The sequence below is a fragment of the Streptomyces lucensis JCM 4490 genome, assembly GCF_014650035.1.
Lineage (GTDB): Bacteria > Actinomycetota > Actinomycetes > Streptomycetales > Streptomycetaceae > Streptomyces > Streptomyces lucensis.
Map to the genome: position 1 here is coordinate 467,544 of NZ_BMUE01000002.1, position 14,456 is coordinate 481,999.

Consider the following 14,456-nt stretch of genomic DNA (forward strand, 5'->3'; position numbering starts at 1 on the left):
GGGAGGTCACACCCCGCACGAACCCGGCGCACGCGCGCGCTCGCCCAGACTGGGGCCATGGATTCAGCACAGGTCGATGCCTATCTCCTCCGGCTCGGGGCGGCGCGCCCGGAACGGCCCACCAGTGAGGCGCTGCGCGAGCTGCATCTTCGGCACCTGCGGACGGTCCCCTTCGAGAATCTGTCGATCCACCTCGGCGAGGAGATCGTGCTGGAGGAGAAGCGCCTGCTGGACAAGGTGACCGGAAGCGGGCGCGGTGGCTTCTGCTACGAACTGAACGGTGCCTTCGGGTCCTTGCTCACCGCCCTCGGCTACGCGGTCGACCTGCTCGCGGCACGCGTGTACGACGACCAGGGCCGGGCGGGGATCCCCTACGACCATCTCGCGCTGCGGGTGCGGACGGCGGACGGGGACACCTGGCTGGCCGACGTCGGCTTCGGCGCGCACAGCCACTACCCGCTGGCCTACGGGGAACGCGGCGAGCAGGACGATCCGGGCGGGAGGTTCCGCCTGGCGGAGGCCGGCCCGGACGCGGCAGGCGTGCGTGGTGGCGGCGGGCCGGCGGGCGCCGGGGATCTGGACGTCATTCGGGACGGCAGGCCGCAGTACCGGCTGGAGACGCGGGCCCGGGTACTCGGGGACTTCGCGGCCGGCGCCTGGTGGCACCGCACCTCGCCGCTGTCGCACTTCACACGGTCGCTGGTCTGCTCACGGATCACCGAGGACGGCGGAAGGATCACGCTGGGCGGGCGCACGCTGACGGCGACGGCCGCCGACGGCACGCGCCGGAAGCGGGAGTTGGGGACGAGCGAGGAGGTGCTCGCGGTGTACCGGGAGCGGTTCGGCATCGAACTGGACTCCGAACCGGGCGTGCGGGCCCGGAGACATACCGAATAATCGGCCCGTGAGCGATGTGAGACACGTGCTGGTGCTGCCCGACCGCGACGCCGCCGAGGAGGCGGCCGAGGCGCTCCGGCAGCGTTTCGGGATCGACGAGGAGCCCCGGCTCGTCCGGGACGCGCTGGCCGGCGAGGACGACGCCGAGGACGCCCAGTGGCTGCTGGTCCTGCGCGATGAGCACGAGCGGCTGGACCCCGCGGAGCTGGACGAGTTCGCGGGGGAGTGGGACGGCTGGCGCGAGGAGCCGTGACCCGTGACGGATCCAGGGGCGGACCCCGGGGCGTACTTCGGGACGGACTTCGGGACGGACCTCGAGTCGGACCCCAGGTCGGGCCCCGGGACGGACCCGGGGACGGACTCCGGGCACGGTCAGGGACGGGTCGGGGGCCGCGGGCCGGTTCGGTGTCAGTGCCGCGTGGGATGCTGTAGGCGATGGCCAGGAAGACTGCGAATGACGACCCTCTCGCCCCGGTGACGCTTGCCGTGGGCCAGGAGGACCTCCTGCTCGACCGCGCCGTGCGGGAGGTGGTGGCCGCCGCCAGGGCCGCCGACGCCGACACGGACGTACGCGACCTCACCCCGGACCAGTTGCAGCCCGGCACGCTCGCCGAACTGACCAGTCCCTCGCTCTTCGCCGAGCGCAAAGTCGTGGTCGTACGCAATGCGCAGGACCTGTCCGCCGACACGGTCAAGGACGTGAAGGCCTACCTCGGCGGACCCGCCGAGGAGATCACGCTGGTGCTGCTGCACGCCGGCGGAGCCAAGGGCAAGGGGCTGCTGGACGCCGCGCGCAAGGCGGGCGCGCGGGAGGTGGCCTGCCCGAAGATGACCAAGCCGGCGGACCGGCTGGCCTTCGTACGGGGCGAGTTCCGCTCGTCCGGTCGTTCGGCGACACCCGAGGCGTGCCAGGCGCTCTGCGACGCGATCGGCAGCGACCTGCGGGAGCTGGCCTCGGCTGTCTCGCAGCTGATCGCCGACGTGGAGGGCACGATCGACGAGGCGGTCGTCGGGCGGTACTACACCGGCCGGGCGGAGGCCTCCAGCTTCACGGTCGCCGACCGGGCCGTGGAGGGGCGTACGGCGGAGGCGCTGGAAGCGCTGAGGTGGTCGCTGGCGACGGGTGTGGCGCCGGTGATGATCACCAGTGCGCTGGCGCAGGGCGTGCGGGCCATCGGCAAGCTGTCCTCCGCGCGCGGGGGCAGACCGGCGGACCTGGCCCGTGAGCTGGGCATGCCGCCGTGGAAGATCGACCGGGTGCGCCAGCAGATGCGCGGCTGGACCCCGGACGGGGTGGCGGTGGCGCTCAGAGCGGTGGCGGATGCCGACGCCGGCGTCAAGGGCGGTGGCGACGATCCCGAGTACGCCCTGGAGAAGGCGGTCGTGACGATCGCCCGTGCCGCCCGGTCACGCGGACGCGGATAGCCGACCCCGCGCGCTCGCCGCTGAGCGCTCGCCCTTGAGCGCCTACGCCTGCGCGCCTGCGCGCTCACCGTGCACGCAGACCCCCGGTCTGCGCCCGCACCCCCCGTACGCAGGCCCCCCGGTCTGCGCCCGCACCCCCGATACACCGAAGACCCCGCCACCCGCCCTGGGGAAGGGCAGGCGCCGGGGTCCTGGTTTCAAGCTGTCGAGCCCGTTCCCGCGTGGCGAACGCAGGCCGCGAACAGGCTCTTGGGCGCCGGACGGGAGCGGATGAGAGAGGGCCCGCTCTGGGTCCTTCCGGCAGTCAGATCAGGAAGGAGGTTCAGCCCTTGAGGGTCGCGACCTTGGAAGCAAGCGCCGACTTCTTGTTGGCGGCCTGGTTCTTGTGGATGACGCCCTTGGAGACGGCCTTGTCGAGCGCACGCGCGGCAGCGCGCTGCAGCTCGGTGGCCTTCTCGACGTCACCCGCGGCAGCGGCCTCGCGGGCCTTGCGGATCGCGGTCTTCAGGGAGGACTTGACGGCCTTGTTGCGCAGCCGAGCCTTCTCGTTGGTCTTGATCCGCTTGATCTGGGACTTGATGTTCGCCACGAAGGAGCCTTTTCAGGTTCTGGTACGGGGCCGCTCGGGTCCCGTACCGGTGATCCAAAATGTTTTGTCGCGCCTCGCGCTGAGAGGGCATGAGGCACAGCCATCTACAGTACCAGTGGCCCTCCGGACGGCCCAAAACGGCCCCCGGTCCCTGCGCGTGGGACCATGGAGACTACGTAACGATCCGACCCGAGGCATAAGGCGCCTCAAGAGACAGGACCCTGCGTGCCCGCGACCCCTAACCATGTGCCCGAGCCGAGCCGTACCGCCCCGGCTCTGATCCGCAATTTCTGCATCATCGCGCACATCGACCACGGCAAGTCCACGCTCGCCGACCGGATGCTCCAGCTGACCGGTGTGGTCGAGCAGCGGCAGATGCGTGCTCAGTACCTCGACCGGATGGACATCGAGCGCGAGCGCGGCATCACGATCAAGTCCCAGGCGGTGCGTCTGCCCTGGGCCCCGACCGAGGGCCCCGACCAGGGCACGACGCACATCCTCAACATGATCGACACCCCGGGGCACGTCGACTTCACCTATGAGGTCTCGCGGTCGCTGGCCGCCTGTGAGGGGACGATCCTCCTCGTCGACGCCGCCCAGGGCATCGAGGCGCAGACCCTCGCCAACCTCTACCTGGCGATGGAGAACGACCTCACGATCATCCCGGTGCTGAACAAGATCGACCTGCCGGCCGCGCAGCCGGAGAAGTTCGCCGAGGAGCTGGCGAACCTGGTCGGCTGCGACCCGGAGGACGTCCTCAAGGTCTCCGCCAAGACCGGCCTGGGCGTCGACGCGCTGCTGAACAAGGTCGTCAAGGAGATCCCGGCGCCGGTCGGGGTCGCCGACGCCCCCGCCCGCGCGATGATCTTCGACTCGGTCTACGACTCCTACCGCGGTGTCGTGACGTACGTCCGTGTCATCGACGGCCAGCTCAACAAGCGCGAGCGCATCAGGATGATGTCGACGGGCGCCACGCACGAGCTGCTGGAGATCGGCGTCAACTCGCCCGAGATGCTGCCGGCCGACGGCCTCGGCGTCGGTGAGGTGGGCTACCTCATCACCGGTGTGAAGGACGTCCGCCAGTCCAAGGTCGGTGACACCGTCACCAGCCAGAGCAAGGGCGCGACCGAGGCGCTGGGCGGCTACAAGGACCCGAAGCCGATGGTCTTCTCGGGTCTGTACCCGCTCGACGGCTCGGACTACCCGGAGCTGCGCGAGGCCCTGGACAAGCTCCAGCTCAACGACGCCGCCCTGGTCTACGAGCCGGAGACCTCCGCCGCCCTCGGCTTCGGCTTCCGCGTCGGCTTCCTCGGCCTGCTGCACCTGGACGTGATCCGGGAGCGGCTGGAGCGCGAGTTCGGCCTGGACCTGATCGCCACCGCCCCCAACGTGGTCTACCGCGTGGTCATGGAGGACGGCACCGAGCACACGGTCACCAACCCGAGCGAGTTCCCCGAGGGCAAGATCCACGAGGTCTTCGAGCCGGTCGTGCGGGCCACCATCCTCGCGCCCACCGAGTTCATCGGCTCGATCATGGAGCTGTGCCAGACCCGGCGCGGCACCCTGCTCGGCATGGACTACCTCTCCGAGGACCGGGTCGAGATCCGCTACACGCTGCCGCTCGCGGAGATCGTCTTCGACTTCTTCGACCAGCTGAAGTCCAAGACCCGCGGCTACGCCTCGCTGGACTACGAGCCCACCGGCGAGCAGACCAGCTCCCTGGTCAAGGTCGACATCCTGCTGCACGGCGACAAGGTGGACGCGTTCTCCGCGATCACCCACCGGGACCAGGCGTACGCGTACGGCGTGCGGCTCGTCGCCAAGCTCAAGGAGCTGATCCCGCGGCAGGCCTTCGAGGTGCCGGTGCAGGCCGCCATCGGCTCCCGGGTCATCGCCCGCGAGACCATCCGCGCCATCCGCAAGGACGTCCTCGCCAAGTGCTACGGCGGTGACATCTCCCGTAAGCGCAAGCTGCTGGAGAAGCAGAAGGAAGGCAAGAAGCGGATGAAGATGGTGGGTTCCGTGGAGGTTCCGCAGGAGGCCTTCATCGCCGTGCTGTCCAGCGATGACAGCGCGGGGTCGGCCAAGGGCAAGAAGTAACCGCTGGTAACAACGCGTTACCCCCGCATATGGGGCATGTAGGGGTCCGCCGTGCGAAAGCGCGGCGGGCCCCTACGCGTGCGTAGCGTCGCTGTGAGTGGAAAGTGACAGGCCGAAGCCCCTTACGCAGCGGCCGGTCGCCCCTTACTCTGATCCCTGCTCGATAGTTACTCGCGAGTTAAACAACAGCCCGAAACCCCACCGTGAGTTAACCCAGCCGCACGAGTCAGCCGCACCGTCGCGGGCCCCCGGAGGATGTCGTGAGCGACACACAGACCCTGATCGAGAACCGTCCGCCGTCCGTGGCGGCCCTCTTCCTGGAGCGCGTGGCGGCCACACCGGACGCCGAGGCCTACCGCTATCCGGTCCCACCGGCCGCCGGCCAGGGCCCCGACGACTGGAAGTCGCTCACCTGGGCGCAGGCGTCCGACCGGGTGTACGCCATCGCGGCGGGCCTCATCGAGCTGGGCGTCGAGGCCGAACAGCGCGTCGCGCTCGCCTCCTCGACCCGTGTCGAGTGGCTCCTCGCCGACCTTGGCATCATGTGTGCCGGCGGCGCGACGACCACCATCTACCCGCAGACCAACGCCGACGAGTCGGCCTTCATCCTCTCCGACTCCGAGAGCCGGGTGCTGATCGCCGAGGACGCGGCCCAGGCGGCCAAGGCGGTCGAGAAGCGGGCCGAGCTGCCCGACCTGGCGAAGGTCGTCGTCGTGGACCCGGCCGGCGTCCAGGCCGACGACTGGGTGATCACCCTCGCCGAGCTGGAGCGGCGCGGCGCCGCCTACCTGGAGAAGCACCCGCAGCTCATCAAGGAGCGGGTCGGCGCGATCACCAAGGACCAGCTGGCCACCCTGATCTACACCTCCGGCACCACCGGCCGGCCCAAGGGCGTGCGCCTGCCGCACGACAACTGGGCCTACATGGCGAAGGCGATCGCCGCCACCGGGCTGATCAGCGGCGACGACGTGCAGTACCTGTGGCTGCCGCTCGCCCACGTCTTCGGCAAGGTGCTCACCTCGGGGCAGATCGAGGTCGGGCACGTCACCGCCGTCGACGGACGGGTGGACAAGATCATCGAGAACCTCCCGGTGGTGCGGCCGACGTACATGGCGGCCGTGCCGCGCATCTTCGAGAAGGTCTACAACGGCGTCGCGGCCAAGGCCCGGGAGGGCGGCGCGGCCAAGTACAAGATCTTCCAGTGGGCCGCCGAGGTCGCCCGCGAGTACGCCAAGGTGAGCCAGGACAACTTCCGGCGCACCGGCACCCACGCCGTGCCGTTCGGCCTGGGCGCCAAGCACAAGGTCGCCGACACCCTCGTCTACGGCAAGCTCCGCGAGGCCTTCGGCGGCCGGCTGCGCGCCTGCGTCTCCGGCGCCTCCGCGCTCTCCCCGGAGATCGGCTACTTCTTCGCCGGCGCCGGCATCCACATCCTGGAGGGCTACGGCCTCACCGAGTCCTCCGCGGCCTCCTTCGTGAACCCCGGCGAGGCCTACCGCACCGGCACGGTCGGCAAGCCGCTGCCCGGCACCGAGGTGCGCATCGCCGACGACGGCGAGATCCTGCTGCGCGGCCCCGGCATCATGGAGGGCTACCACCGGCTGCCCGACAAGACGGCCGAGGTGCTGGAGTCCGACGGCTGGTTCCACACCGGCGACATCGGCGAGCTGTCGCCCGACGGCTACCTGCGCATCACCGACCGCAAGAAGGACCTCATCAAGACCTCCGGCGGCAAGTACGTGGCGCCCGCCGAGGTGGAGGGCCAGTTCAAGGCGGTGTGCCCCTACGTCTCCAACATCCTGGTGCACGGCGCCGACCGGAACTACTGCACCGCCCTCATCGCCCTGGACGAGCTCGCGATCCAGGACTGGGCGAACGACAACGGCCTGGCCGGCAAGCCGTACGCCGAGATCGTCGCGGCCCCGCAGACGGTCGAGATGGTCGACGGCTACGTCAGGCAGCTCAACGAGGGCCTGCAGCGCTGGCAGACCATCAAGAAGTTCCGGCTGCTCCCGCGTGACCTCGACGTCGAGCACGGCGAGATCACGCCGAGCCTGAAGCTGAAGCGGCCGGTGGTGGAGCGGGAGTACAAGCACCTCATCGACGACATGTACGCGGGGACCCGGGAGGCGTAGCGCGGGCCCGAAGGGGGCGACGGAGCCGTTTCCGTCTCGCGTCGCCCCCGCCGGCGGACGTGTTCGGGCGCCGTTCTAGCACACTCCCCGTCCGCCGCCATCCTTTTCGGTGACTGAACGCTTATGGAAGCCCCCGTTCTGTCACCCTTGCCGCATGGACATGGCGGCCATACCGACGCAGCGGGAGAGCCAGGCCCCGGCCCGTGAGGTGCGGGGGCACACCACCCTGCCCGGCAGCCCCCTCGCGCCCGGCTCCGCCCGCGCGCTGGTCCGTGCCGCGCTGGCCGTGGCGCCCGGGGTGCCCGCCCGGCTGGCCGACGACGCCCTGGTCGTCGTCAGCGAGCTGGTCACCAACGCCGTCCTGCACGCCGGCACCGACGTCGACGTCGACTGGCGCCTGGAGGAGACCGGCGCGTTCGTCGTCGAGGTGGGCGACCGGCATTCCCCGCGGGCCCCTCGTGATCCCGCCGCCGGCGAGGCGCCGTGCGACGTGCCCGATCACGGGCGCGGGCTGCGGCTGGTCGCCGCCCTCGCCGAGTCCTGGGGCGTCACCTACCGCACCGACGCCAGGACGGTCTGGGCGCGGCTGTCCCCGGCCGGCGCCCCGGCCGCGGACGGCCCGGCCCCGCCACCCGCCCCGGGGGCCGCGGGAGAGCTCGCGCCCAGGCAGTACCGCGCCGGCGGCGACCGGGACTGGCTCGGCCGCGGCGCGCTGTCCTTCCTCGCCGAGGCCTCCGACCTGCTCGCCGGACAGCTCGACGAGAACCTGGTCGCGGCCCTCACCGGCCGGCTGATCGTGCCCCGGCTCGCCGACTGGTGCGCCCTCTGGCTGGAGGACGAGGCGACCGTACGGGGAGGTGGGGACGGCGGCCCGGCCCGGGTCTGGCACACCGGCGAAGCCCGCGTCGAGGAGCTGCGGTGCGCCCTGCGGAAGGAGCCGCCCCGCCAGCGCGACGGGCTGCGCCCCGGCCCGGAGCCGTACCCCTGGCCCGGCCACGCGCTGGGCCCCGAGGGCACACACGGTTCGGCACTGGCGTACCGGCTGATCGCGGGCGGCCGGCCGCTCGGCACGCTCGTGATCGGCCGGTGCGGGCCGGCCCGGTTCCCCGACGAGGTCACCGGGCTCGTCGAGGACCTCGGCCGGCGGGTCGCGCTCGCCATCGGCGCGGCCCGCCAGTACGCCCGCCAGGCCACCATCAGCGCCGTCCTGCAGCGCGGTCTGCTGCCCGGCGCGGTCGCCGAGATCCCCGGCGTGCGCAGCGCGCTCGTCTACGAGCCCTGCGACAAGGGCGGCCCCAGCGGCGACTTCTACGACCTGTTCCCGGCCGGTGACGGCCGCTGGTGCTTCGCCGTGGGAGACGTCCAGGGCAAGGGTCCCGAGGCCGCCGTGGTGATCGGGCTCGCCCGCCCCTGGCTGCGCCTCCTCGCCCGCGAGGGCTACCGGGCCGCGGACGTCCTCGACCGCCTCAACCAGCTCCTCCTCGACGACGCCACCGAGGCCGCCGACGCCGCCGCCCGCGCCCTCGTCACGGCGGGCGGCCGCCCGCTGCCCCCGGGAGACGCCCCGCAGACCCGCTTCCTGTCCCTCCTCTACGGCGAGCTGACCCCGCGCGAGGACGGCGGTGTGCGCTGCACCCTCGCCTCGGCCGGGCACCCCCTGCCGCTGCTGCTCCGCCCCGACGGCCAGGTGCGCACCGCCGCCCGCCCGCAGACGCTGCTCGGCGTCGTGGAGGACGAGACCTACACCAGCGAGACCATCGAGCTGCGGCCCGGCGACAGCCTGCTGTGCGTCACCGACGGCGTGACCGAGCGGCGCTCCGGATCCCGCCAGTTCGACGACGGCGACGGCCTCGCCCGCGCCCTGTCCGGCTGCGCGGGCCTGAGCGCCGAGGGAATCGCCGGGCGGATCCGCCGCCTCGTGCACGACTTCGGCGGCGGCCTGCCCGAGGACGACCTGGCCCTGCTGGTGCTCCAGGCGGAGTGAGGCCGGCGGTACGGGACAATGGACCACATGCCTTCCGCACTCCCCGACGGCGAGCCCGTCCCCGCCGACGGCGCGCTGCCCGCCTCCGCGCTCGCCGGGGCCGCCGGCCGCCCCCTCGGGTTCTACCTGCACGTCCCGTACTGCGCGACCCGCTGCGGCTACTGCGACTTCAACACGTACACGGCCACCGAGCTGCGCGGCACGGGCGGGGTGCTCGCGTCGCGGGACAACTACGCGGACACGCTGACCGACGAGATACGGCTCGCCCGCAAGGTCCTCGGCGACGACCCGCGCCCGGTCCGTACGGTGTTCGTCGGGGGCGGCACGCCGACGCTGCTGGCCGCCGGCGACCTCGTACGGATGCTGGGCGCGATCCGGGACGAGTTCGGACTGGCGCCGGACGCGGAGATCACGACGGAGGCGAACCCGGAGTCGGTCGACCCGGCGTACCTCACCGCCCTCCGGGAGGGCGGTTTCAACCGGATCTCCTTCGGCATGCAGAGCGCGAAGCAGCACGTGCTCAGGGTCCTGGACCGTACGCACACCCCCGGCCGCCCCGAGGCCTGCGTGGCGGAGGCACGGGCGGCGGGGTTCGACCACGTCAACCTCGACCTGATCTACGGCACCCCGGGGGAGAGCGACGACGACTGGCGGGCCTCGCTGGACGCGGCGGTCGGCGCGGGCCCCGACCACGTCAGCGCGTACGCCCTGATCGTCGAGGAGGGCACCCAGCTCGCCCGCCGCATCCGCCGGGGCGAGGTCCCGATGACGGACGACGACGTCCACGCCGACCGCTACCTGATCGCCGAGGAGACGCTGTCCGCGGCGGGCTTCGACTGGTACGAGGTCTCCAACTGGGCCACCTCCGAGTCCGGGCGCTGCCTGCACAACGAGCTGTACTGGCGGGGCGCGGACTGGTGGGGCGCGGGACCCGGGGCCCACTCGCACGTGGGCGGCGTGCGCTGGTGGAACGTCAAGCACCCGGGCGCCTACGCGGCGGCGCTGGCGTCGGGCCGGTCCCCGGGCGCTGGCCGGGAGCTGCTGTCGGACGAGGACAGGCGCGTGGAGCGGATCCTGCTGGAGCTGAGGCTGCGGGAGGGCGCGCCGCTGTCACTGCTGCGGAAGGAGGGCCTCGCGGCATCCCGGCGCGCGCTGACCGACGGTCTCCTCCAGGAAGGCCCCTACGAGGAGGGCCGCGCCGTACTGACACTGCGCGGGCGGCTGCTGGCGGACGCGGTGGTGCGGGACCTGGTCGACTGACCGCCCCGGCCGAGTGTCCGGCCAAGTGCCCGACATTGCCGGGCGTCGGCCTGGACACGGGAGAACCGGGCACGTTTCCGGGCGTCAGGCCCCACCGGTGGCCGTGACGAAGTCGATCAACTCCTCCACCCGCCCCAGCAGCTCCGGCTCCAGGTCCCGGTAGGACCGGACCCGCCCGAGGATCCGCTGCCAGGCCGCACCCGTGTTCTCCGGCCAGCCGAGCGCCCGGCACACCCCCGTCTTCCAGTCCTGCCCGCGCGGCACGCGCGGCCAGCCCTCGATGCCCACCGAGGCGGGCTTCACCGCCTCCCAGACGTCGATGTACGGGTGGCCCACCACCAGCGCGTGCTCGCTGGTCACCGACTCGGCGATCCGCCACTCCTTGGAGCCCGGCACCAGGTGGTCCACCAGGACGCCCAGGCGCGCGTCCGGGCCCGGCGCGAACTCCGCCACGATCGACGGCAGGTCGTCCACGCCCTCCAGGTACTCCACGACCACGCCCTCGATGCGCAGGTCGTCGCCCCAGACCTTCTCGACCAGCTCGGCGTCGTGCCGGCCCTCGACGTAGATGCGGCCGGCGCGGGCCACGCGCGCGCGTGCGCCGGGAACGGCGACCGACCCGGACGCGGTGCGGGTGGGCCGGACCGGGGCGGGGGACGACGGCCGTACGAGCGTCACCACCCTGCCCTCCAGCAGGAAGCCGCGCGGCTCCAGCGGGAACACCCGGTGCTTGCCGAAGCGGTCCTCCAGCGTCACCGTGCCCGCCTCGCAGCGGACCACCGCCCCGCAGAACCCGGTGCCGGGCTCCTCCACCACCAGCCCCGGCTCCGCGGCCACCTCCGGCACGGGCGGTGACTTCTTCCACGGCGGAGTGAGATCGGCGGAGTACTGGCGCATTCGAGTGACGATAGGAGAAGCCGCGCGCCCAGGTTCACGACACGCCGAAACGCGCCGCCAGCTCGTCGCGCTGGCGCCGCACGAAGGCCGCGTCCACCACCGCTCCGTGACCGGGCACGTACAGGGCGTGCTCGCCGCCGAGGGACAGCAGGCGGTCCAGGGCGGCGGGCCAGCGGGAGGGGACCGCGTCCGGGCCCGCCTGGGGTTCGCCCGACTCCTCGACCAGGTCGCCGCAGAAGACGACCTCCGGATCGCCCGGCACCAGCACCGCCAGGTCGTGGGCCGTGTGGCCGGGCCCCACGTTGGCCAGGAGCACCTGGCGGCCGTCGCCGAGGTCCAGCGTCCACTCGCCCGACACCAGGTGCCGGGGCGGGGCCAGCGCGTCCACCGCCTCGTCGGCCTCCGCGACCGGCAGGCCGTTCCTGACCGCGTCCAGGCGCAGCCCCGCGCGCTCGTGGGCGAACACCGCCTCCGTGCCCACCGCCGCGTACACCTCCGCCCCGGCCAGGGCGGCGGCGCCGAAGACGTGGTCGAAGTGGGGGTGCGTGAGCGCGAGATGGGTCACACGCCGCCCCGCGATCCGCTGCGCCCGCTCCCGCGTCCGCGCCCCCTCGGCGAGGCTCGACCCGGCGTCCACCATCAGCGCCGTACCCGCCCCGAGCACCAGGCCCGCGGTGCAGTCCCAGCCCGGCAGCCGGCACCGCCCGACCCCCGCGGCCAGCCGCTCCCACCCGACCTCTTCCCAAGTCACCGTCATAACGCGACGCTAACGGTAGGAGCGGGCGGGGCGGGTTCGCCCTTGCCCAGGGCGTACCCCACAGCCGTACACTGGGCCGGGGAAGGTTGGCACTCGTGGACGCAGAGTGCCAGGGCGGACGGATCGCAAGGGCCCGGGGACGACGTGCTGGAGGTGCGCGCGGATGCTGAGTGAACGCAGGCTGCAGGTGCTGCGCGCCATCGTCCAGGACTACGTCGGCACCGAGGAGCCGGTGGGGTCCAAGGCGCTCACCGAGCGGCACAGCCTCGGCGTCTCCCCGGCGACCGTGCGCAACGACATGGCGGCCCTGGAGGAGGACGGGTACATCGCCCAGCCCCACACCAGTGCCGGACGCATCCCGACGGACAAGGGTTACCGCCTCTTCGTCGACAAGCTCGCGGGCGTGAAGCCGATGACCGCGCCCGAGCGGCGGGCGATCCAGAACTTCCTGGACGGCGCCGTCGACCTCGACGACGTCGTGGCCCGCACGGTGCGGCTGCTGGCGCAGCTGACCCGGCAGGTCGCCGTCGTGCAGTACCCGTCCCTGACCCGGTCCACCGTCCGGCACGTGGAGCTGCTCTCGCTCGCTCCCGCGCGCGTGATGCTCGTGCTGATCACGGACACCGGCCGGGTCGAGCAGCGGATGGTCGACTGCCCGGCGCCGTTCGGCGAGGCCTCGCTCGCGGACCTGCGGGCGCGGCTGAACAGCCGGGTCGCGGGCCGCCGGTTCACGGACGTGCCGCGACTGGTCGAGGACCTGCCCGACGCCTTCGAGGCCGAGGACCGCGGTACGGTCTCCACGGTGCTCTCCACCCTTCTGGAGACACTGGTCGAGGAGAACGAGGAGCGGCTGATGATCGGCGGCACCGCCAATCTCACCCGCTTCGGGCACGACTTCCCCCTCACGATCCGCCCCGTCCTGGAGGCACTGGAGGAGCAGGTCGTGCTCCTCAAGCTCCTCGGCGAGGCGAAGGACCCCGGCGTTACCGTGCGCATCGGCCACGAGAACGCCCATGAGGGACTCAACTCCACCTCTGTGGTGTCGGTGGGCTACGGTTCGGGCGGCGAGGCGGTTGCCAAGCTCGGCGTGGTCGGACCGACCCGCATGGACTATCCGGGAACGATGGGAGCGGTACGCGCAGTGGCACGGTACGTCGGACAGATCCTGGCGGAGTCGTAAGTGGCCACGGACTACTACGCCGTTCTCGGCGTGCGCCGCGACGCGTCGCAGGATGAGATCAAGAAGGCGTTCCGCCGGCTCGCGCGCGAGCTGCACCCGGACGTCAACCCCGACCCGAAGACCCAGGAGCGGTTCAAGGAGATCAACGCCGCTTACGAGGTGCTGTCGGACCCGCAGAAGAAGCAGGTCTACGACCTCGGCGGCGACCCGCTCTCCCAGTCGGGCGGAGCCGGCGCGGGCGGCTTCGGGGCCGGTGGCTTCGGCAACTTCTCCGACATCATGGACGCGTTCTTCGGCACGGCGTCGCAGCGCGGTCCGCGCTCGCGCACCCGGCGCGGCCAGGACGCGATGATCCGTATCGAGGTGGAGCTGGACGAGGCGGCCTTCGGCACGACCAAGGACATCCAGGTCGACACCGCGATCGTCTGCAACACCTGCAGCGGCGAGGGCGCGGCCCCGGGCACGTCGGCCCAGACCTGTGACATGTGCCGCGGCCGCGGTGAGGTCTCCCAGGTCACCCGGTCCTTCCTGGGCCAGGTCATGACCTCGCGGCCCTGCCCGCAGTGCCAGGGCTTCGGGACCGTCGTGCCGACGCCGTGCCCGGAGTGCGCCGGCGACGGCCGCGTCCGCTCGCGCCGCACGCTCACCGTGAAGATCCCGGCCGGTGTCGACAACGGCACGCGGATCCAGCTCGCCGGTGAGGGCGAGGTCGGGCCCGGCGGCGGTCCGGCCGGTGACCTGTACGTGGAGATCCACGAACTGGCGCACCACACCTTCCAGCGGCGTGGCGACGACCTGCACTGCACGGTCACCATCCCGATGACCGCGGCGGCCCTCGGCACCAAGGTGCCGCTGGAGACCCTGGACGGCATGGAGGAGGTCGACATCCGGCCCGGCACCCAGTCCGGCCAGTCGATCCCGCTGCACAACCGGGGCGTCACGCATCTGCGCGGCGGCGGCCGGGGCGACCTGATCGTGCACGTGGAGGTCACGACGCCGACCAAGCTGGACCCGGAGCAGGAGCGGTTGCTGCGCGAACTGGCCAAGCTGCGGGGCGAGGAGCGGCCGCAGGGGCAGTTCCAGCCGGGACAGCAGGGGCTGTTCTCGCGGTTGAAGGACGCGTTCAACGGTCGCTGAGCCGTTGCCGACGAGGCATGCGGGGTGCTCCGGCGCCCCGCATGCCCGTGGCTTATGCCGGGGGAAGCCTCGATTCGGCGTTGTTCGAAGGACGT

The 14,456-nt window shown here is 72.2% G+C and carries 12 protein-coding genes; 9 read left to right on the top strand and 3 right to left on the bottom strand.

Annotated features, from left to right (window positions below; all coding sequences use genetic code 11):
- The first annotated feature begins 57 nt into the window (after positions 1-57).
- The 3 genes from IE177_RS06245 to holA all read left to right on the top strand — a co-directional run bounded on the left by IE177_RS06245 (position 58) and on the right by holA (position 2,322).
- Entirely contained in the window at positions 58-897 is an 840-nt protein-coding gene (locus IE177_RS06245; RefSeq protein ID WP_190013723.1) for an arylamine N-acetyltransferase family protein, read from the top strand.
- A gap of 7 nt (positions 898-904) precedes the next feature.
- On the top strand, positions 905-1,150 hold the full coding sequence (locus tag IE177_RS06250) for a hypothetical protein (RefSeq protein ID WP_190013724.1): 246 nt from the start codon (positions 905-907) through the stop codon (positions 1,148-1,150).
- Positions 1,151-1,332: 182 nt separating this feature from the next.
- Complete coding sequence (gene holA, locus IE177_RS06255) at positions 1,333-2,322, top strand: DNA polymerase III subunit delta (RefSeq protein WP_190013725.1); 990 nt, start codon at positions 1,333-1,335, stop codon at positions 2,320-2,322.
- 322 nt (positions 2,323-2,644) lie between these two features.
- Here holA and rpsT read toward each other — a convergent pair whose 3' ends face one another.
- A complete protein-coding gene (gene rpsT / locus IE177_RS06260; protein ID WP_061922887.1) occupies positions 2,645-2,911 on the bottom strand; it encodes a 30S ribosomal protein S20 in 267 nt (88 codons plus the stop codon).
- A gap of 225 nt (positions 2,912-3,136) precedes the next feature.
- On the opposite strand from rpsT, the gene lepA reads away from it, so the two are divergent.
- The 4 genes from lepA (at position 3,137) to hemW (ending at position 10,390) form a co-directional block, all read left to right on the top strand.
- Entirely contained in the window at positions 3,137-5,011 is a 1,875-nt protein-coding gene (lepA, locus tag IE177_RS06265) for a translation elongation factor 4 (protein ID WP_190013726.1), read from the top strand.
- 260 nt (positions 5,012-5,271) lie between these two features.
- Positions 5,272-7,146 carry an AMP-dependent synthetase/ligase gene (locus IE177_RS06270; protein WP_190013727.1) on the top strand — a complete coding sequence of 625 codons (1,875 nt, stop codon included), beginning with the start codon at positions 5,272-5,274 and terminating at the stop codon, positions 7,144-7,146.
- A 160-nt stretch (positions 7,147-7,306) separates the two neighbouring features.
- Positions 7,307-9,130: a SpoIIE family protein phosphatase gene (locus tag IE177_RS06275; protein ID WP_190014116.1), complete on the top strand. Its 1,824-nt coding sequence runs from the start codon at positions 7,307-7,309 to the stop codon at positions 9,128-9,130.
- 27 nt (positions 9,131-9,157) lie between these two features.
- Positions 9,158-10,390, top strand: coding sequence for a radical SAM family heme chaperone HemW (gene hemW, locus IE177_RS06280; protein ID WP_190013728.1), 1,233 nt, complete (start codon positions 9,158-9,160; stop codon positions 10,388-10,390).
- A gap of 84 nt (positions 10,391-10,474) precedes the next feature.
- Here the strand turns inward: hemW and IE177_RS06285 are convergent, their stop codons facing one another.
- Together IE177_RS06285 and IE177_RS06290 are read right to left on the bottom strand one after the other, a co-directional pair.
- Positions 10,475-11,287, bottom strand: coding sequence for a DUF3097 domain-containing protein (locus IE177_RS06285; RefSeq protein WP_190013729.1), 813 nt, complete (start codon positions 11,285-11,287; stop codon positions 10,475-10,477).
- Between the two features lie 34 nt (positions 11,288-11,321).
- Complete coding sequence (locus tag IE177_RS06290) at positions 11,322-12,044, bottom strand: MBL fold metallo-hydrolase (protein ID WP_190013730.1); 723 nt, start codon at positions 12,042-12,044, stop codon at positions 11,322-11,324.
- Between the two features lie 163 nt (positions 12,045-12,207).
- Between IE177_RS06290 and hrcA the strand changes: the two genes are divergently transcribed.
- Complete coding sequence (gene hrcA, locus IE177_RS06295) at positions 12,208-13,224, top strand: heat-inducible transcriptional repressor HrcA (RefSeq protein WP_190013731.1); 1,017 nt, start codon at positions 12,208-12,210, stop codon at positions 13,222-13,224.
- The gene (gene dnaJ, locus IE177_RS06300; protein ID WP_190013732.1) at positions 13,225-14,361 is read left to right on the top strand and encodes a molecular chaperone DnaJ; all 1,137 of its coding nucleotides are present in this window, start codon (positions 13,225-13,227) and stop codon (positions 14,359-14,361) included.
- Positions 14,362-14,456: the final 95 nt, after the last annotated feature.